This is a genomic window from Natrinema sp. 74, assembly GCF_046097095.1.
In the GTDB taxonomy this organism is placed as follows: domain Archaea; phylum Halobacteriota; class Halobacteria; order Halobacteriales; family Natrialbaceae; genus Natrinema.
In genome coordinates this window covers 1,402,815-1,421,456 of record NZ_CP175698.1, presented here as the reverse complement: position 1 = coordinate 1,421,456, position 18,642 = coordinate 1,402,815, and the positions used below count along the sequence as shown (strand labels likewise).

17 protein-coding genes are annotated in these 18,642 nt (G+C 66.9%); 9 read left to right on the top strand and 8 right to left on the bottom strand.

Annotated elements, in window-relative coordinates:
- Positions 1-38: 38 nt before the first annotated feature.
- Together ACJ70B_RS07135 and ACJ70B_RS07130 are read right to left on the bottom strand one after the other, a co-directional pair.
- Positions 39-1,577, bottom strand: coding sequence for a lipopolysaccharide biosynthesis protein (locus ACJ70B_RS07135; protein WP_408959714.1), 1,539 nt, complete (start codon positions 1,575-1,577; stop codon positions 39-41).
- Positions 1,578-1,629: 52 nt separating this feature from the next.
- Positions 1,630-2,781 (bottom strand): glycosyltransferase, encoded by a 1,152-nt coding sequence (locus ACJ70B_RS07130; RefSeq protein WP_408959713.1) that lies wholly within the window; start codon positions 2,779-2,781, stop codon positions 1,630-1,632.
- 191 nt (positions 2,782-2,972) lie between these two features.
- Here ACJ70B_RS07130 and ACJ70B_RS07125 point away from each other — a divergent pair, with 191 nt between their 5' ends.
- The 5 genes from ACJ70B_RS07125 (at position 2,973) to ACJ70B_RS07105 (ending at position 8,933) form a co-directional block, all read left to right on the top strand.
- Complete coding sequence (locus ACJ70B_RS07125; protein ID WP_408959712.1) at positions 2,973-4,154, top strand: glycosyltransferase family 4 protein; 1,182 nt, start codon at positions 2,973-2,975, stop codon at positions 4,152-4,154.
- Between the two features lie 88 nt (positions 4,155-4,242).
- Positions 4,243-5,322 (top strand): non-hydrolyzing UDP-N-acetylglucosamine 2-epimerase, encoded by a 1,080-nt coding sequence (wecB, locus tag ACJ70B_RS07120; RefSeq protein ID WP_408959711.1) that lies wholly within the window; start codon positions 4,243-4,245, stop codon positions 5,320-5,322.
- A 66-nt stretch (positions 5,323-5,388) separates the two neighbouring features.
- Complete coding sequence (locus ACJ70B_RS07115) at positions 5,389-6,306, top strand: NAD-dependent epimerase/dehydratase family protein (RefSeq protein ID WP_408959710.1); 918 nt, start codon at positions 5,389-5,391, stop codon at positions 6,304-6,306.
- Positions 6,293-7,600, top strand: a complete 1,308-nt coding sequence (locus ACJ70B_RS07110) for a nucleotide sugar dehydrogenase (protein WP_408959709.1) — start codon at positions 6,293-6,295, stop codon at positions 7,598-7,600. The genes ACJ70B_RS07115 and ACJ70B_RS07110 overlap by 14 nt, the downstream gene beginning before the upstream one ends.
- 7 nt (positions 7,601-7,607) lie before the next feature.
- A complete protein-coding gene (locus ACJ70B_RS07105; RefSeq protein WP_408959708.1) occupies positions 7,608-8,933 on the top strand; it encodes a glycosyltransferase family 4 protein in 1,326 nt (441 codons plus the stop codon).
- Positions 8,934-9,127: 194 nt separating this feature from the next.
- Here ACJ70B_RS07105 and ACJ70B_RS07100 read toward each other — a convergent pair whose 3' ends face one another.
- From ACJ70B_RS07100 to ACJ70B_RS07080, 5 genes are all read right to left on the bottom strand, one after another.
- Positions 9,128-9,781 (bottom strand): class I SAM-dependent methyltransferase, encoded by a 654-nt coding sequence (locus tag ACJ70B_RS07100; RefSeq protein ID WP_408959707.1) that lies wholly within the window; start codon positions 9,779-9,781, stop codon positions 9,128-9,130.
- Positions 9,782-9,857: 76 nt separating this feature from the next.
- On the bottom strand, positions 9,858-10,892 hold the full coding sequence (locus ACJ70B_RS07095) for a glycosyltransferase family 2 protein (protein ID WP_408959706.1): 1,035 nt from the start codon (positions 10,890-10,892) through the stop codon (positions 9,858-9,860).
- Complete coding sequence (locus tag ACJ70B_RS07090) at positions 10,889-11,902, bottom strand: NAD-dependent epimerase/dehydratase family protein (RefSeq protein WP_408959705.1); 1,014 nt, start codon at positions 11,900-11,902, stop codon at positions 10,889-10,891. Before ACJ70B_RS07090 ends, ACJ70B_RS07095 begins: the two co-directional genes overlap by 4 nt.
- Entirely contained in the window at positions 11,889-12,893 is a 1,005-nt protein-coding gene (locus tag ACJ70B_RS07085) for an NAD-dependent epimerase/dehydratase family protein (protein WP_408959704.1), read from the bottom strand. Before ACJ70B_RS07085 ends, ACJ70B_RS07090 begins: the two co-directional genes overlap by 14 nt.
- Before the next feature lie 3 nt (positions 12,894-12,896).
- Complete coding sequence (locus ACJ70B_RS07080) at positions 12,897-14,069, bottom strand: NAD-dependent epimerase/dehydratase family protein (RefSeq protein WP_408959703.1); 1,173 nt, start codon at positions 14,067-14,069, stop codon at positions 12,897-12,899.
- A gap of 177 nt (positions 14,070-14,246) precedes the next feature.
- Between ACJ70B_RS07080 and ACJ70B_RS07075 the strand changes: the two genes are divergently transcribed.
- From ACJ70B_RS07075 to ACJ70B_RS07060, 4 genes are all read left to right on the top strand, one after another.
- Positions 14,247-14,396: a hypothetical protein gene (locus tag ACJ70B_RS07075; RefSeq protein ID WP_408959702.1), complete on the top strand. Its 150-nt coding sequence runs from the start codon at positions 14,247-14,249 to the stop codon at positions 14,394-14,396.
- Between the two features lie 73 nt (positions 14,397-14,469).
- Positions 14,470-15,951 carry a DUF58 domain-containing protein gene (locus ACJ70B_RS07070; RefSeq protein ID WP_408959701.1) on the top strand — a complete coding sequence of 494 codons (1,482 nt, stop codon included), beginning with the start codon at positions 14,470-14,472 and terminating at the stop codon, positions 15,949-15,951.
- Complete coding sequence (locus ACJ70B_RS07065; protein ID WP_408959700.1) at positions 15,948-16,592, top strand: hypothetical protein; 645 nt, start codon at positions 15,948-15,950, stop codon at positions 16,590-16,592. Before ACJ70B_RS07070 ends, ACJ70B_RS07065 begins: the two co-directional genes overlap by 4 nt.
- Positions 16,589-17,467: a hypothetical protein gene (locus tag ACJ70B_RS07060; RefSeq protein ID WP_408959699.1), complete on the top strand. Its 879-nt coding sequence runs from the start codon at positions 16,589-16,591 to the stop codon at positions 17,465-17,467. The genes ACJ70B_RS07065 and ACJ70B_RS07060 overlap by 4 nt, the downstream gene beginning before the upstream one ends.
- Before the next feature lie 41 nt (positions 17,468-17,508).
- Here ACJ70B_RS07060 and ACJ70B_RS07055 read toward each other — a convergent pair whose 3' ends face one another.
- A complete protein-coding gene (locus ACJ70B_RS07055; RefSeq protein WP_408959698.1) occupies positions 17,509-18,594 on the bottom strand; it encodes an AAA family ATPase in 1,086 nt (361 codons plus the stop codon).
- Between the last annotated feature and the right edge of the window lie 48 nt (positions 18,595-18,642).

The following is an 18,642-nucleotide window of genomic DNA, read 5'->3' as shown; positions in this document are numbered from 1 at the left end:
TCCCTTCCGACCGCGGGTGACTCCGGTTCTCGAGTGGGTTAGCCGTCGCGCTCTATCGATCCGACCGCCTCGACGATCCGATCGGGACAGAGGACCGCCAGCCGAGCCGTCGGAACGGGACTGGCCGACGCGACGCGCCGAATCTCGCCGACAGACACTGCGCCGGTCGTGAGTGCAAGCGCGGCGAACGTCGCGGCTCCGATCGGCGGGACGACGACGAGCGAGAGCGACTCCGACGCGAGGAGTTGCGGGAGGCCGAGTATCGGAATCGCCGCGAGCAAGATCGTTCCCGCGACCGGGCCGGTGCGAATGTCCTCGAGGGGATCGTACCCGAGCCGGCGGGCGTTCCAGACGTGGAGGCCGAACATCGACCCGTACCCGATGCTTGTCGCGATCGCGGCCCCGCTGGGTCCGAATCGCGGGACGAGAAGCAGGTTCAAGACGGCGTTTAGCAGCGCTGCGACGGCCGTGACGCCGATCAGCAGGCGGAGGTTCTCTTGGCCCTGACTGATCGCGAAGACAGGCCTCGCGATCGCAAAGCCGACCGCGCCGGGGAGCAACAACAACAGCGGTGTGACGGCCGCGTCGAACTCCGGACCGAAGTAGAGCGTAAGGACCGGCTCGGCGAGTCCGGCGACGCCGAGGGCAAGCAGTGCCGTACAGAGGAGCGTGTATCGGACCGCCCGCGTACTGACCGACGTCAACCGGTCGTACCGTTCGTCGACCCAGAGCTGCGAGGTCGAGTGGATGAGTGTGATCTGGATCGCAGTGGGGATGAACCACAGGAACTCGGCGATGACCAGTGCCGAACGGTAGTACCCGGTCTGCGTGCTCCCGACGAGCAGCCTGAGGAGGATAATATCGACGTGATACAGCGAGAGCAACAGAAACGACAGCGCCATGGTCGAGCCGCCGTAGATCGCGAGGCGTTTTCCCGACACCGGTCCCGTCGAGCGACGCAGCAGCGTCGAGAGATCGATCCGCCGTGAGACGAGCGCGAACGCGAGCACGGCCGCGACCCCGGTCGAGATGACTCGGCTCGTCAGGACGGCCGCGATGTCACCGCCGACGACGCTCACTCCGACGACGAACGACGCGAACAGCACTCGATCGACGACCTGTAACGGCTCCGAATACGACTCGAGGCCAAAGCCCATGAGGGCGCTTCTGGCGACCCGGAAGAAGGCGCGCACCGGGATGATGAGCGCGAGGACGGCGAAGTAGCGGGTAAACTCCGGGCCGAGAATCGCGGTGAGGCGCGGCGATCGAGAGAGCAGGGCGATGCCGGCCACTGCGATGGCTGCGAGGACGAACACGAGCCGGAAATAGAACGCGAACACGTGGTCCGCCCAGTCGCCGGACCGATCCTCGGCGATGTATTTGCGGATCCCCTTGAACGCGCCGCCGTAGACGAACACCAGCAGCCACTGCAGCGTCGAGAGCAGGAACGAGTAATCACCGTAGCCGCTGCTGCCGAGCAGGCGCGTGATGATGGGCGTCGTGATGAGCGTCGCCGCCAATACACCGACCTTGGAGCCGAAGACGGCGCTGAATCGCTGGATGACGTTTGGGCTCATGGTCGCCTCTGTTCTCGCATATCAGCCGCCCTCGAGTCGATCGTTGAGGTGATCATCGTTCGTCGGACGCCCGGAGGATGCGGCGGTATCGGTCCCTGATCGGCTCGTAGGCGTAGTCTCGCTCGATATCGTCGCGTGCGGTGTCGCTGAGCTCGTCCAAGTCGTCGTGTTCGAGCGCGGCCGTCACCGTCCGTTCGATCGACTCCGGCTCGGCGTCTGGAAGCAAGAATCCGTTCGAGCCGTCGGTGACGATGTCGGGGATGCCGCCGACGGGCGTCGCGACCGGAACGGTGCCACAGGCCATCGCCTCGAGGAGGGCTTTCGGAACTCCCTCCGACCTCGAGGGGAGCAACAGCGTTCGCGCGTCGTCGAGGCGGGCCGGAAGCTCGTCGTGGTCGACCCAGCCGGTAAGCGTCACGTTCTCCCCGAACCCGCGGCGGTCGACGAACGTTTCAACCTCGTCCCGCAGGTTGCCGTCGCCGATCAGTTCGATCCGGATCTCCGGGTTCGAGTCGACGAGCAGCGGGATCGACCGCCGGATCGCGTCGACCCCTTTAACGGTCTCGAACCGCCCGACGAAGGCCACGTCGACCGACCGGTCCTCGACGGGCGTCTGCTTCGAGAACTCCTCGCAGTCGACGTAGTTGAAGTTGCTCGTCCGAATCGTCGGTGAGATCGGCCACTCGAGGGCGGGGTGGTCCATCCCGCTCGAGAGGAGGATCACGTCGTCGGCCAGCGTACACGTGAGACGTTCGACGGTGCTGACCACGCGGACGAGGCCCGCCGTCACCGGTCCGGGACCACGTTGGGCAGACACGCCCTCAGTGACCGTGCCAGTCACGAAAATCAGCGTTCGAACGGCGGCCAGTTCACTCGCGAGCAGCGGGAGGAGGAGCAAGGTACCGCCGATATGGAAGAACGCGGCGTCGAGTCGATCTCGTTCCCGCCAGAGCGCCGCCGCGATCCGAAGCTGGTAGCCGACGTACTCGAGGATCGTCGCCGGCGGAACGCTCGATTGTGGACGCTGGACCGGCACCGCTTCCACCACCGGGCGATCGATATCGATCCGTTCTGGGCCGAGGACGGTGATCCGGTCGACCTCGTCCTCGTACACGTCGACGAAGTTCTGCACCGCCTCGTAGGCCGCGTGTTCGCGATCCAACTCACTCGCGAACAGCACGAGCGCTATCGAACTCGAGGGCATCTGCTCTGGTCTTCCACCGACCGTGACTTAATTCTTGACGCGATACTCCGATCGACATCAACGAACACTGGACAGCGAACGCGTTCGGCCGACGGTCGCCGCTCCCAACCCGAATCGGAAGTGAACGACGAGCGGTTCCGCCGACGGCCGGTACGTTTTATACGCCGTCGGATCGAACGATTCGAATACGAATGCGAGTTCTCAACAGCCTCGCCGACCCGCGAGTGGGCGGCCCCCAGCTCCGAGCGCTGACCGTCGCGAGGGGGCTTCGCGACCGCGGCATCGAGACGGTGTTTCACGTGCCCGACGGCGACGACGCCTTCGAGCGCATGGCGACGGACGCCGACTTCGAGGTCGTTCGGCCCGGACCGTCACAGATGCGGCCGCCCCCGAACCTCCTCGCGAACGCGCGGTTTGCGGCTCGGTTTCTGCCGTCCGTGGCCCGACTCGCGTCGACGATCGAACGCCGGGAGATCGACGTGGTCCACCCGAGCATGACGCTCGCCCTCCCGGCCGCGATCGCCGCCTGGCGGACCGACACACCGCTTGCGTGGTTTTTCAACGACACCGGGACGCCGTGGCCGCTCGACCGCGTCGCGGCTCGTCTCGCCCGCGCGACGGCGGACGAGATCGCCCTCGCCGCGGACGCCGTCGGCGACTACTTCTTCGAGGAACCGGTGGCGACACAGACGGTGTATCCACCGGTCGACATCGACGAGTTCGATCCGTCGACGGTCACCGCCGACGAGGCGGCGCTCCGCGAGGAGTTGGGCGTCGGCGAGGACGTGCCGATCGTCGGCACCGTCGGCAACGTCAACCCTGTCAAGGGTCACGAGTACCTGCTCCGGGCGATCGCCCGCGTCCGCGACCGAGTCGGGCCGGTAGTCGTTCCGATCGTCGGCAAACTGCTCGAGTCCCGCCGGGAGTACGCAGACCGACTGCGCCGTCTTCGCGCGCGTCTCGATCTCGAGGACGTCGTTCGGTTCCTCGGCCACCGCTCGGACGTGCCGGCGCTGCTCTCGGCGTTCGACGTATTCGTCCTCCCGTCGGTCACCGAGGCGTGTCCGATCGCCGTTCTCGAGGCGATGGCGATGGAATCGGCCATCGTCGCGACGCGGGTCGGCGGTGTCCCCGAACAGCTCGAGGATGGCACCCACGGCTGGCTCGTTCCCCCGACCGACCCGCCGGCGCTCGCGACGGCGATCGAGAACGCGCTTGCGTCGCCCGCCGAGCGTCGTCGTCGCGGCACGGCGGCCCGCCGCCGCGCAGTCGCTGCGTTCTCGGTCGAGCAGTGCGTCGACCGTCACCGCGACCTCTACGAGGCGGCGCGGGAGTCGCGAACGCGGCGGCCGACCGAACCGGTACGCACGTGAGCGAGACGGCGGCCGCGTCGTTCGCGTCCCGAAACCGGCCGTTACGCACCGGGTATTTTTCACGCAGAAGCAATTGTACAACTCACATATGAGCGCCCCCAGAATCGCGTTCGTGCTCGGCACCCGACCGGAGATCATCAAGCTCTCGCCGCTGCTTCGCTCGTGTCTCGAGCGGGACATTCCCCACGTCGTCGTCCACACCGGCCAACACTACTCGGACTCGCTCGATACGGTCTTCTTCGAGCAACTCGAGTTGCCGACGCCGTGTCACGACCTCGGTGTCGGCTCGGGCGAGCACGGCGAACAGACGGCCGCCATGATCCGCGGCCTCGAGTCGGTCCTCGACGAGGAGCGACCGGACCACGTCGTCGTTCAGGGCGATACAAACTCCGCGCTCGCCGGGGCGATCGCGGCGAGCAAGCGGCCGACCTCGCTCGCACACGTCGAGGCGGGGTTGCGGAGCTTCGATCGCGAGATGCCCGAGGAGGTAAACCGCGTTCTGGTCGATCACGCGGCCGATCGCTGCTTCGCACCGACCGACGAGTCGGCCCGCTTGCTCGCGGCAGAGGGGATCGACGGCGACCGGGTCGTCGTCACCGGCAACACGATCGTCGACGCCGTCTTCGAGCACCGCGAACTCGCGGCCGAGAAGAGCACCGTGCTCACGGACCTCGACCTCGAGTCGGGCGAGTTCGTCCTGTTGACCGCTCATCGGGCCGAAAACGTCGACGATCCCGACCGCTTTGCGGGGATCCTCGAGGGGGTCGAGCGGTTCGCGACCCGAGCCGACCGCGAGGTCGTCTACCCGATCCATCCGCGGGCGCGAGAGCGCGTCGAGGCGTTCGACCTCTCGGTCCCGGAGCCGATCCGTCTCGTCGAGCCGCTGGATTTCCTCGATTTCCTCACACTCGAGTCGCACGCGCGCCTCGCGATCACCGACTCGGGTGGCGTACAAGAGGAGACGTGCATCCTCGGAACGCCGTGTGTCACGGTCCGAGACAACACCGAGCGGCCGGAGACGATCGATGTCGGTGCCAACCGCCTCGTCGGCATCGAGCCGGCGACCATCGTCGACGGTGCCGAGGCGATGGCCGATCGATCGGGTTCGTGGTCGAACCCGTTCGGCGACGGTGACGCTGCGGCTCGCATTGTGGACGCCTTATCGTAACGCATCGGAATCATTCGAAGTGGTGCTGTCATAAGATAATTATAACTGCACGTGGAGCGTCGAATCATGGCATCAGTGCTGGTAACCGGCGGCCTGGGAGCAATCGGTGCACCCCTGACTGAGGAGCTCGAACGACGCGGTCACGACGTCTGGGTCGCCGACCGCCCGTGGAACGAACGCGAACGGTACTATCGGTGTGACGTCAGCCAATACCGCCAACTCGAGCGAGTCTTCGAGGACCGGACGTTCGACTACGTCTACCACCTCGGCGCGGAGTTCGGCCGGCGAAACGGCGAGGACTTCTACGAGACCATGTGGCAGTCAAACGCCGTCGGCACGAAGAACGTCCTTCGGCTGCAAGCCGAGTACGACTTCCGGCTGATCTTCTCCTCGAGCAGCGAGGTGTACGGCGACTACGACGACGTGATGGCGGAGTCGGTGCCACTTGAGGAAGGACCACGTCAGCTAAACGACTACGCGATCTCGAAGTGGGTCAACGAACAGCAGATCATGAACGCGGCTGACCGCCACGGCACCGAGTCCGTCCGGGTCCGGTTTTTCAACACGTACGGACCGGGCGAGCGCTACAGCGAGTACCGGAGCGTCGTCTGTAAGTTCTGCTACCGGGCGCTTCACGACCTGCCCTACCACGTCTACGAGGATCACCACCGCTCGTTTACCTACATCGACGACACCATCCGCACGCTCGCGAACATCGTCGACTCCTTCCACCCCGGCGAGGTGTACAACATCGCCGGCGAGGAGTACTACGGAATCAAGGAGCTCTCTGACATGGTGCTTGGCTACCTCGATATGGACGACGAGCAGGTCGAGTATCGGGGCACCGAGGAACACAACACCCTCAACAAGAAGGCCAGCGTCGAGAAAGCCAAACGCGACCTCGACCACGAACAGCGCGTCTCCCTCGAGGAAGGAATCCCGCGAACGATCGACTGGATGCGCGAGCACTATGACCTCGAGTGAGCCGTTCGCCGGTGACGCGGCGGCCCGAACTGGAGCCGACGACGAGACGGCCCGAACCGACTCTGCCCTCGAGCCGATCGAGGAGGTCGTCGTCGTCGGCACCGGCTTCGTCGGCCTGCCGCTGGCACTGTTGCTTGCCGACCGCGGCAAGCGGGTCGTCGGCGTCGACATCGACCAGACCCTCGTGCGGGCGATCAACGACGGGACGCTCAACCTCGACGAGGACGACCTGCAGGCGCTGCTCGAGACCGACGCGGTCGAGCGAAACCTTGAGGCGCGGACCGAGCCGACCGACGCCGACGCGTTCGTCGTCTCGGTGCCGACGCCGCTGACCGAGCCGAACAAGAGTCCGGACCTCTCGGCGCTCGAGGACGCCCTCGCGTCGATCCGACCCTACCTCGAGCCCGGCGACCTCGTAAACGTGGAGTCGACGGTGCCGCCGTTGACCTGCGCCGAGACGGTCGTCCCCGCACTCGAGGACGCCGACCTCGAACCCGGCGCGGAGATCCAACTCGCCCACTCGCCCGAGCGGATCCTCCCCGGCAACGTCTTCGACGAACTCGTCACCAACGACCGCATCATCGGCGGGATCGACGACCGGAGCCGTCGTCGCGCCGCCATGCTCTACGAGCCGTTCCTCGAGGGAGCGGTCTACTACACCGACCTGCTGTCGGCCGAGCTCTGTAAACTGGTCGAGAACACGTACCGCGACGTCAACGTCGCGCTGGCTAACGAGTTCGCGCTGATCGGCGAGGAACTCGACGTCGACGCGAGCGAGGTGATCGACCTTGCGAACAACCACCCGCGCGTCGACGTCTTGCAGCCGGGGATCGGCGTCGGCGGCCACTGCCTGCCGATCGACCCGTGGTTCTTAAACGAGGTTGATCCCGAACACACGAACCTCATCACCACCGCACGCCGGATCAACGACAAGATGCCGACCGTCGCCGCGCGAAAGGTCCGCCGGGCGCTCGCCCCGCTTGCCGACCCGACGGTCGTCGCGCTCGGAGCCGCGTACAAGCCGGGCGTCGACGACCGCCGGAACAGCCCCGCCGAGCGGATCGTCGCCGACCTGCGCGCGGACGGCTACCGCGTTCGCCACTACGACCGCCACGTCGACGAACTGGCCTACGACGACCTCCGATCGGTCCTCGAGCACGAGGCGGCCGATGTCGTCGTCCAGTTGGTCTCCCACGAGGAGACGACGGCGGCCCTCGAGGAGCACCGCTCGTGGCTCGCCGATGCGGGCATCGAACTGCTGCAGTTCGGCGTCGAGAATCCGATCGACCCCTGAAAACACGATGGCAACGACGACACGACAGCGCAAGCGACGGTCGACGCGCGACAGCGCGGCCGGGACCGACGACGCGTCCGTCCTGGTCGTTTCGCAACTGTTCCCCCCGGAGTCGATGGCCGGCGCACACCGGTGGGAGAAGCTCCTCCGGCACGCGCCCGACGGCGTCGACGCACGCGTCGTCTGTCCGCAGCCGTCGGTCCCGGTCGGCGAGTTCGAGCGCCGCTACAGTCCGTGGTCGCGCGAGCGCGTCGCTGGCGTCCCCGTCACCCGACTGTTCACGTATCAGCCCGTCGACGACCGGACCGACCTCGAGCGAATCCTCAATCACGTCATCTTCGCCGCGCTGGCTACACTCTACGTCCTCGTTCACGGCCGGAAGTACGACTGCGTCGTCGTCCAGATCGGCCCCCACACGACGCTGGTGCCCGGGCTCGCGGCGCTGGCGACCGGCCGCGGACTCGTCATCGACGTCTACGACCGCTGGCTCGACAACGCGGTCGACTTCGGCTTTGCTGACGAGGATTCGGTCGCCTACCGGCTGTTACGGTGGGCAGAGCGAGTGGCCATGGAGCGTTGTGACGGGGTCATCGCGCTGACGCCGACAATGGCGGCCCACTACCGGGAGACGTACGATCTCGAGGACGCGACCATCGAAACGGTCCCCTTCGGCGTCGACGAGGACCGCTTCGACCCGTCGGTCGCAGACGAGGAGCGCCCCCGGATCATCTACACCGGTAAACTGGGCGAAGGTCAGGCCTTCGAGCCGTTTTTCCGCGGCTTTCGCCGCGCCGACCTCGAGTACGACCTCGTCGTTTACGGTTTCGGCGAACGGCGGGCCGAACTCGAGGCGCTGGCCGCCGACCTCGGCATCGACGACCGCGTCGAGATCAACGGGCCGGTCCCTCGCGAGACGGTGCCGGAACTGGTCGCGTCGTCGGCGATCAGTCTGGTGCCCCTCGAGACGGGCCGCACCCTCGAGTACGCGCGGCCGACGAAGTTCCTCGAGACGATGGCGCTTGGCACGCCCTACGTCGCCAGCGCCGTCACCGAGATCGAGTCCGTCACCGAGGACGTCGGCGCGGGCATCGCCGTCGAGAACGAGCCTGATGCCGTCGCGGCTGCGCTTCGCGAGCTCGCCGCCGACCCGGAGCGGCGGCGGTTGATGGGCCAGCAGGGCGTGGCGTTCGTCGATCGCGAACACCGCTGGGACGACCTCGGCGACCGAGTCGGAGACCTCCTCTCGAGGGTGGCTCGAGAGCGTCGGACCGGCGACGCTGGGATTCGGACACGGATCGATCGGCTCGTCGCGGCCGCCGGTCGCCGCCGATAGGCGGCGCGGCCGTCCATCGGTCAGCGGTGGCCCCGTTTCTCTCTCTTTCTCGACCGAGCGCGGAACGACTCGCTGGGCCGCAGACGTCGCCGATCGCTCGTTCGCGAGTTCGACGCCGACCCCCGTCGCTTCGCTGTCGACTGCCTGTGGTGAGACGTGACGGCTGAAAATCGATGCCCGACGCGGGCGACCGGCTACTCGTCGTCGCGACGCGCGACGACAGCGAGCGTACTCTTTCCGACGCGGTCCGGCAGGATGCGCTCGCAGAGCCAGCCGCCGACCTGGAGCGGGTCCGCGAGCGTGAGCCGACAGTCTCCGACGTACGTGATTTCGACCGGCTCGAACCCGTATCGCTCGAGGAGCTGGGTCACCGTCGTGGCGTCGAACCAGCAGGTGTGCCCGCTGTTGACGAACTCCTGGTCGAGGAGCCGAAGGGCGGTCCAGTGGACCGCCATCGCGTTCGGCGTCGTGATGATGACCTCGCCGCCGTCGGCGAGGTGGTCGTCGATCGATCGCAACAGCCCGTCGAAATCGACGAGGTGCTCGATCAGTTCGCCGACGACGATCACGTCGAAGGTCTCCCCGAGCGCGAGGTCTTGAGCGTCGCCGTGGACCACGTCGTATCCCGCCGCTTCGAGGTCGGCGAGTTCGTCCTCGAGGACGTCGACGCCGAGCGCGTCGCCGGCCGCCCGGACGACGAGTTCGTGGAGCCACGCTTCGTCGTGTCGCTTCTCGGAGTCGTGGGCGACGCAGCCGACGTCGAGGACGGTCTCGCCGCTGACGTGGGGCTTGATACAGCGTTCGAACGTCGCTTCGACGCGTCGTTTGCGCGTTTCGTTCGCTCTCATGGGTGCCGTGTTCGTGGGTACCGGAGCCGCATCGCCGGCGGCCGCGGGGCGACGGCTGCGACCGGTCGCGGCGGCTTCATCGCAGCCACGCGACCACGATGATGCGAGTCAGGCCGATCGCGAAGCCCAGCTTCGGTTTCTTCGTATCGCCGTCTTTCCGGTCTTCGATCTTGACCGGAATCTCCGTGAGCCGTAGCCCGTTCTTTCGCGCCTCGATGATCAGTTCGGGCGCGTTGAACCGCTCTTCGGTGAGCGTGAGTCGATCGAGCATCGAGCCGCGGATGGCCCGATAGCCGTTCGTACAGTCGGTGATGTCGGTGTCCATCAGGACGTTGATCGCGCCGGTAAAGAACCGAATGCCGGTCCGGCGAACGATGCCGTTGTCGGTGCGATCGATGCCGAGGAACCGCGATCCCATTACGTAGTCGGCCTCCCCGTCGACGATCGGTGCGAGCAGGCGGTCGAGTTCTTCTGGCGGGTGCTGGCCGTCGCCGTCCGCCGTGACGACGATCGCCGCGTCGTTCGCGAGCGCGATTTCGAACCCCGTTTTCAGTGCTCCACCCTGCCCCTGATTGATCGGGTGTTCGACGACCATCGCGCCGGCGGCCGCGGCGTTCGCGGCGGTTTTGTCGTCCGACCCGTCCGATACGACCAGCGGTTGGACCGCGTAGCCGTGGATCGTCTCCGGCAGCGACGAGACGACGGTCCCGATGGTATCGCTCTCGTCGTATGCGGGAATCACGACGAACACCGTTTCGCCGCCGCCGTCCGTCCGCGGGGCCTGTTCGATGGTCAACGATCGCGTCAGCGCCGCGACCTCGTTTTGCGCCCCGCTGGCGAGGCTCATCACGTACAACGCGATGCCGAGCAAGACGAAGTTTGCGAGCAGCGAGACGACGATGTAACGCCGTTCGATCTCGAGGAGAGAGCCGACGAGGTCGAACGTTTCCGGGACGAACACGAACGACGCCACGCCGCCCGCGAGCGCGAACGCGATAGCGAGGTCGCGCCGCTTGAACCGCCGGCGATATCGGTCGAACCCCCAGTAGAGGACGCCGCCCGCGAGCGCGAGTAACAGGACGTCGAGCGGATCGGGCGGGACCGAAATCATGCGTTCCGTTCGATGAGTCGCCGGATCGTATCTTCGACCGTGTGCGTCGGGTCCCACCCGAGAACGTCGTGTGTTCGCGCCGTCTCGATCGGGAAGGCGTCGACGAGCGTCTCGTCGCCGCGAGGGTTCTCGACGACCTCGGTCGGGACGTCGACGCCGAGTACGTCGGCGGCGCAGTCGCTGACGAACTCGGCGAGCCGTTCGACGCTCGGATCCTCGTTGCTCGCGATCGTAAACGCCTCGACCCCGGTCTCGCCGTCGTCGAGCCGGTCGACGAGGACGTCGGCGCTGTGCAGGTAGGCACGAGCGACGTCTTTGACGTGGACGAAGTTCCGCGATTGGGTTCCCGGCTCGTAGACGGACAGCGGTTCGGCAGCGAGCGCCCGCTCGACGAAGAAGTTGATCACCGTTCCCTTCGTGACGACTTCCCCATCGATCGTGTGATCGCCGTAGAGGTTCGATTTGAGGAAGAGATGCGCCGGAAACGCGTCGTCGGCGAGGGAGTCGATGAGGCGCTCGCTTGCGAGTTTGGTCCGACCGTACCAGTTCAGCGGCTCCCGCGGGTGATCGGCCGTGATCGGGAACTCCTGTGGATCGCCGACGACCGCCATGCTCGCGGGGAAGATCAAGGCCGCGCCGCGGTCCCTGCAGAACCGAACGACGTGTCCCGTCCCGGTGACGTTGCTCTCGTAGGCGAGGTCCGGCTTCGATTCGCAGTCCTCGACGCCGCTGATCGCGGCCAGGTGCATCACGATGTCGGCCCCCTCGAGGGCTTCCCACAGGCGGTCGCGGTTCCGAATGTCGACGTGCTCGACGGCGACATCGCCAATCTGCCGAAGCGAGCCCCGATAGAAGTTATCGATCGCCGTGACCGACCACGACGGCCGCTCGGACTGGAGCAGGGAGACGACACGGCTGCCGATATACCCCGCTGCCCCGGTGACCGCGATGCGGATCGGCCGCGACTCGTCGTCGGCCGCAAGAGGGGCCCGCTCGTTATCGGTAGCCATCGGCGTTCACCTCCCGCGACGGCGATCGCTCTCGGGCCGCGTCCGTCGCCCCGTCGGCCCGCGATCGGGCGAACTCGTTTGCGAGCGTGCGGACGCCCTCTCGCAGCGTCCACGTCGGCTCGAACCCCGTTTCCGAGAGCCGATCGAACTCGACGTGGTAGGACGGCCCCGACCGCTCGTCTTCGAGGAAGACGACCTCGAGATCGCGGTCGAGTTCCTCTGCGACGATGCGCGCGACGTCCTCGATGCGATAGTTCTGGTCGGTGCGCCCGACGTTGTACAGGTCACGCGGCCAGCGGTCCGGAGACACTGCCGCGTGTTCGTACGCCCGTGCGGCGTCTTGAACGTGGATGAACGGTCGCCAGTTCTTCCCGTCGCCGTACACCGTCAGCGGGCGGCCGGTCAGTCCACGGAAGACGAACCCGTTGACGACGAGATTGAATCGGATCCCGGGCGCGTAGCCGTAGTTCGTGCTCATGCGGAGCGACGTCGCCGAGAAGCCGTGTTCAGCGGCCGCCTCTTGTACTACCCGCTCGGCCTCGACTTTCGCCTCGCCGTAGGGATTGAGCGGTGCCGGTGCCGCCGTCTCGTCGATGTCCGTGTCCGCGACGCGTCCGTAACTGTTACACGAGGAGGCGAACACGACCGACTCGACGCCGACTTTCCCCGCCGCCGTCACGACGTTCTCGGTCCCTCCGACGATGACCGCCCGCGTCTCCTCGCGGCGGTCATGCGTGCTCGCAGCGCCGGTGATCGACGCGAGGTGGATCACCCGGTCGACGCCGCGCATCGCGCTCTCGACGTCACCGTACTCCCGTACGTCCCCGCGACGGAACTCGAGTCCGTCGTCCACCATGCCGAGCAGCGCTCGGGGCGAGCCGCCGGCGAGCGAATCGAAGATGACGACGTCCGAGACCGCCTCGTTTTCGAGGAGCCGACGAACGAGGACGCTTCCGATGTAGCCACAGCCGCCGGTGACGAGTACCCGCACGAGTCAGCCCTCGCTCAGGACGCCCGGGAGGAATCTGTCCTCGTGTGCGACGATGGTGTCTTCGCACTCGAGCAGCGTCTCGAGCGTCGATCGAATACCCGCTTCGAACGTCGTCGACTGCCCGTCGATCAACGCGTCGTAGCGGTCGTTCTCGATCTCCATCGCGTGACTCTCGTCTTCCGACCGCGGGTTCTCGAAGTGTTCGACCGCGACGTCGAGTCCGAACTCCTCGGCCACGCCAGCGACGGTCGTGGCGATCTCGACGATGCTGATCGCCCGCGTGGTCTGGTTGTAGACCGTGTGCTCGTCGGGTCGCTCGGCCGGATCGGACAGCGCCAGCCGGGCCAACCCTTCGACGGCGTCCTCGAGCGCGATGAACGGCTTTCGCTGTTCGCCGCGTCCGTAGACGGTCATGGGGTAGCCGGCGACGGCCTGTGCACAGAAGCGGTGAGCGACCACGCCGAAGTAGTAATCGAAGTCAAACCGCGTGCCGAGTCGCGGATCCACCGCCGTCTCTATGGTGTCGGTGCCGTACGTGATCGCCGTTCGAACGTCCGAAATCGGGATATCGAACTGTTCGTGTGCCAGCCGCATGTTGGCCGCGTCGTGGGACTTCGTCAGGTGGTACCACGAACCTGCCATCGCCGGGAACGGGACCTCGTCGCGTTCGCCGCCGTGTTCCATCGTCGCGCCACCCTCGGGGATCGGAAACTCGGGCGCGCCGTAGACGCCGGTCGTCGTGGTCTCGATGAAGTGCGTGTCCTCGAGACCGCGTTCTTGTAGCGACCACAGGAGGTTCCGCGTGGCCTGTAGGTTGTTGTGCTGCGTATAGTTCGCTCGCTCGCGACCGATTTGGGAGTACGGTGCCGACGGCTGCGCCGCCGTGTGCACGATCGTTTCGGGCTCGTGGACCCGGAGCAACCGGTCGACGAACTCGCCGTCGGTGAGATCACCCTCCACGAACGAGAGGTTCCGAACGCCGAGAACGTCTTCGGCCGCCTCGAGCCGGCTGTCCATCGGCTCGACGGGCGTCGCGCTGGTCGAGCCGACGCCGTCGACCCAGTCCCGTCGCGCGAAGTTATCGACGAGGACGACCCGATCGTCGGTTCGCGTCGCGATTCGAAGCGCCGTGGGCCAGCCGATGTAGCCGTCTGCACCAGTCAGTAGTATTGACATACTGTCGTTCCAACGTGCCTCGAACAACGATAAAAATGTAACCACTAGCAACATCTTGTGATAATCACGGTGTGGTTATATAATAAATAGCTCTCGCGTTTGTGAGTAGAAAGACAATGATAGTCCAATCGAATATGCCAGCAAATTTATTACCGTCGGTGTGGCACCTCGGTTCGTATGGCCGAGACCAGCGATTCGGACGAGCAGTCAGAGACGAGCGATCGAGCCGATGAAGCGGCGGACGAGGAACGACTCGACGACATCGACGACGGCGCGGGGTGTGTGGAGATCTGGTCCCATCTCACCGAAAACCGCGAGGAGGATTAATCGCTGGCGACCATCATCGCAGGTGCCAGTGACCGGTACTTTCAACACCGTCCCAATGAACCTCTAAAAGCGTATGCGCTTGACACGTCACCTGTGGGGCTGTCTGTCTCTTGCGGGCTTTCTGGCGGCCTTCGCGGTCGTCCTCGGACGCCCCCTCCCGCTGGCGGGTACGGCACTGATCGGCGCGTGGGTTCTCGCGACGCAGTCTTCCTTTCTCGCCGCGCTCGATCGAACGACCCGGCGGCTCTCGGTCACGCGAACGGTTCCGTCTCCGACCGTTCGGGTCGACGAATCGACGCCGGTCACGGTCTCCGCCGCGTTCGCCGACCCCGTCTTCCTGTCGCTCGACGTCGAGGTGGGTCTCCCGGTTGCGACGGCGACCACCGATCCGGTCACTCCGGTTCTCGAACTCGAGCCGGAAACGACGACCGTGACGGAGACCGTCGTCACCACGTGGCCGACCGCGGGCGAGCACCGTTTCGGACCCGCTCGAGTGACCGCCACCGACGGCCGATTCGTCGAGACGTTCGCCGCGGGCGAGCGGCCGACCGTCTCGGTCGAGCCGCGAGGCCCCGGGCGTGTCCACGTCGGCGAGGGTGGCGACCGACGCGCGACCCTCTACGGGTCGCACACGCTGCGCCGGTCCGGTCGCGGGATCGAACCGTCGGAACTGCGAGAGCAGGTTCCCGGCGATGCGGCCAAGCGGATCGATTGGAAGGCGACCGCGCGGCTCGAAACGCCCCACGTACGGGAGTACGAGACCGAGACGACCCGCCGGACCCTCCTCGTCGTCGATCACCGACAGTCACTCGCGGTCGGTCCGTCCGCCGAGACGAAACTCGATTACCTCCGTGAGGTGATGCTCGCGACCGCTGAGATCGCCCGCGAACTCGACGATCCTGTCGGTCTCGTCGGGGTCGACGACCGCGGCGTGACGGAGCGCATCGAGCCCACGGCGACGGCCGAAACGTACGCGACGGTTCGCCGAACCCTCCGCGAGGTCGAGCCGACATCGACCCGCGCGACCGCCACCGGGCGGGCCACCGGCCATTCAGAGAGGCTGTCGGGGGTGGCCGCTCCGCCGTCGGTTCACGACCAGCCGACGCGGTCGACGGCCCGCCGCTCGATCCTGCATCTCGAGGACGAATCGAATCCGTTCGCCGAGACGCTTCGCCCGTTCTACGCCGATTCGAAGCGATATCAGCGCCTCCTTCGGGACCGACCGCTCGCCGATGCGGTTCGAACGGCCGCGACCGACACCGCGTCCGCGATGTGGACGGTCGTCTTCACCGACGATTCCGATCCGGCAGAACTCCGCGAGACAGTGTCACTGGCCAGCGCGAACGCCGCGGTCACGGTGTTTCTCGCCCCGACCGTGCTCTATGAACCCGGCGGTATCGACGACCTCGAGCAGGCCTACGAGCGCTATCTCGCGTTCGAGGAGCTCCGTCGCGATCTCAATCGACTCGAGCGCGTCCGCGCGTTCGAAGTCACTCCCGGCGATCGACTCGCGTCCGTGCTTGAGGCGGGCCGCGAGCGGGGTGATCGACGGTGACTCCCCCGCGACGGACGGCAGCCGAGGCGAGCGACGACGGTGACGGGCGAACCGAACGCAGCGGGACCGTGCAACCGATCGCCGACGGCCGACCCACGGACCGCCCGGTTTCGGCGGTCCTGGCGCTTGTGACCCTCGTCGCCGCGCTCTCGGCCATTGCCGGACTAGCGGGTGCGGCCTGTGGCATCGCGACCGCCGTCGTCTGGTATGCGGCCGGAACGCCGTACGCGGTGGGAATCGGCCACGTCGCGCTCGTCGGCCTCTTCCCGGCCGGCATCGATCCGACGTCGCTCGCGCTCGCGGAAGTCGGATTCGGTGCGCTCGTCCTCGCGTCGGCCCCTCGGCGGACGACTCGCGTCCCCGTTCGCTATGCCGTGACCGCGGCCGCAAGCGCCGGGACGCTCGGCGGAATCGCCTGGCTCGTTCTCGGCCCGGGCGGATGGCCGATCTGGATGGCGGCCGTCGCAACGCTCGCCGCACTCGCCTGCGGCGTGTACGGCCTTCACCGATACGGACTCGTCTTCGTGCTCGATCGAGACGGTCGTGCGAACGGTTCGCAAAGTGAGGGTCGCGAGCCGACAGCCGACGGCCCATCGACTCCGGACGCGGACCCGACAGCCGACGTTGATACCCACTCATGACTCCGACTATTGACGACCCCGATCGAACGGACACGCGACCGTCTCCAAACGACGACGGCGTCTCGCACTCCGGCCCGGACCCGACCGAGTTGGCCGCCAGAGCCGACCTGCTGGCGGCGGAGAACAGTCGCCTCCGGGACGAATACGCACGCGCGATGCGGACGACCTACCGGCGCACCGCACAATGGCTCGCCGTCGTCGGCGCGGTCGCCGCCCTTGGCGGCGTCTTGCTCCCCGACGGACGGGAGGTGCTGTTCTCCCTCGGTGCGATCGGCCTATTCGGCGCGATACTCACGTACTATCTCACCCCCGGTCAGTTCGTCGCCGCCGACGTCGGCGAGCGCGTCTACGCCGCCGCCGCGGCGAACGCAACGGCCCTGGTCGACGAACTCGCCCTCCGAGACGACCGGCTCTACCTTCCCGGACGCGACTCGTCGCCGGTCCGGCTGTTCGTTCCGCAACGCGCCGACTACGACCGTCCCGACGACCGCTCCGGCCCCGTCGTCACCCACGCAGCGGAGCGCGGCCTCCTCCTCGAGCCGACCGGCGGGCGGCTCTTCGCGTCGTTCGAGCGAACGCTCGCCGAACCGCTCCCGACCGACCCGACGGCGGCCACGGCACAACTTGCCGACGGCGTCGTCGAACAGTTCGAACTCGCGACCAGCGCCGAGCCGTCGGTCGACGCCGATGACGGTCGCGTCACCGTCGCCGTCGAATCGAGCGCGTTCGGTGCCGTCGACCGGTTCGACCATCCCATCGCCTCGTTTTTCGCCGTCGGGCTCGCCGACACCCTCGATCGACCAATCGAACTCACCGTCGAGCCGGGTGACGACCGATCCCACTGGCTCGTGACCTGTCGGTGGGACGCGACGTGAGCCGGCTCGGAGCCGCCCGCCGGTGACCGCGCCGGTACTCGTTACGACTGGCGACCGTCCTCGCCGCCCGTCCCGCCGCCCGATGCGGATCGGTTCGCGTCGTTCGCTCCACCGCCGTCGCTCACCGCCGTCGGCTCAACCGCCGCGTCCGCCGCCGGCACGTCGACCGACTCGAGGACGTCCGCGACGACCTCGGCCGACGCGGTGTCGCTCAGTTCGGCGTCGGCGGTCAACACGAGCCGATGTGCCAGCACCGGCTCGGCCAGTGCCTTCACGTCGTCGGGAATGACGTACTCGCGGCCCCGGATCGCGGCTCGCACCTTGGCCCCGTCGAGGTACGCCAACGTCGCCCGCGGCGAGGCACCGTGGGTGACGTCGGGGTGTTCCCGCGTCGCGGCGACGAGGTCGACGAGATAGTCTTTGACCGGTCCGGCTACGTAGACGGCGGCGGCGCGCTCTCGAGCGGTGCGGATTGCCTCGCGGTCGACCACCTGTTCGATCGCCGTCGGACCGAGCCTCGGGTCGTCGTCGAACCGATCGACGAGCGCTCGCTCTCCCGCCTCGTCGGGCAAGTCGATCCGGTGTTTGAACTGGAAGCGATCGCGCTGTGCCTCCGGCAACTCGAAGACGCCCTCCATCTCGATCGGGTTCTGAGTCGCGATGACCATGAACGGCTGGGGCAACTCGAGCGTCTCGCCACCAATGGTGACCTGGCGCTCCTGCATGGCCTCGAGCAGGGCGCTCTGGGTCTTCGGCGTCGCGCGATTGATCTCGTCGGCGACGACGACGTTCGCAAAGACCGGTCCGCGCCGAAGCTCGAACGTCTCCCTATTTTTCCGGTAGATTTCCGTTCCCGTGATATCCGCGGGGAGCACGTCCGGCGTCATCTGAATCCGGTTGTACTCGAGGCCGCTCGCCCGCGCGAAGAGGTTCGCAAGCGTCGTCTTCGCTACGCCGGGGACGCCCTCGAGCAGGAGGTGCCCGCGGGTCAGCAACGCGGTCGTGAGCAACTCGACCGCGTCGTCGTTGCCGACGAGGACGCGATCGATCTCCGCGCGGAGCGCGTCGTGAATCGCTGCTGGATCGCCTGTACGTGTGTCGTCCGCTCTCGAATCGTTCTCGCTCATCTGTCTCGATGTAGGGTCGCGTTCGGCCGCCGATCGCCCGTCTTGCCG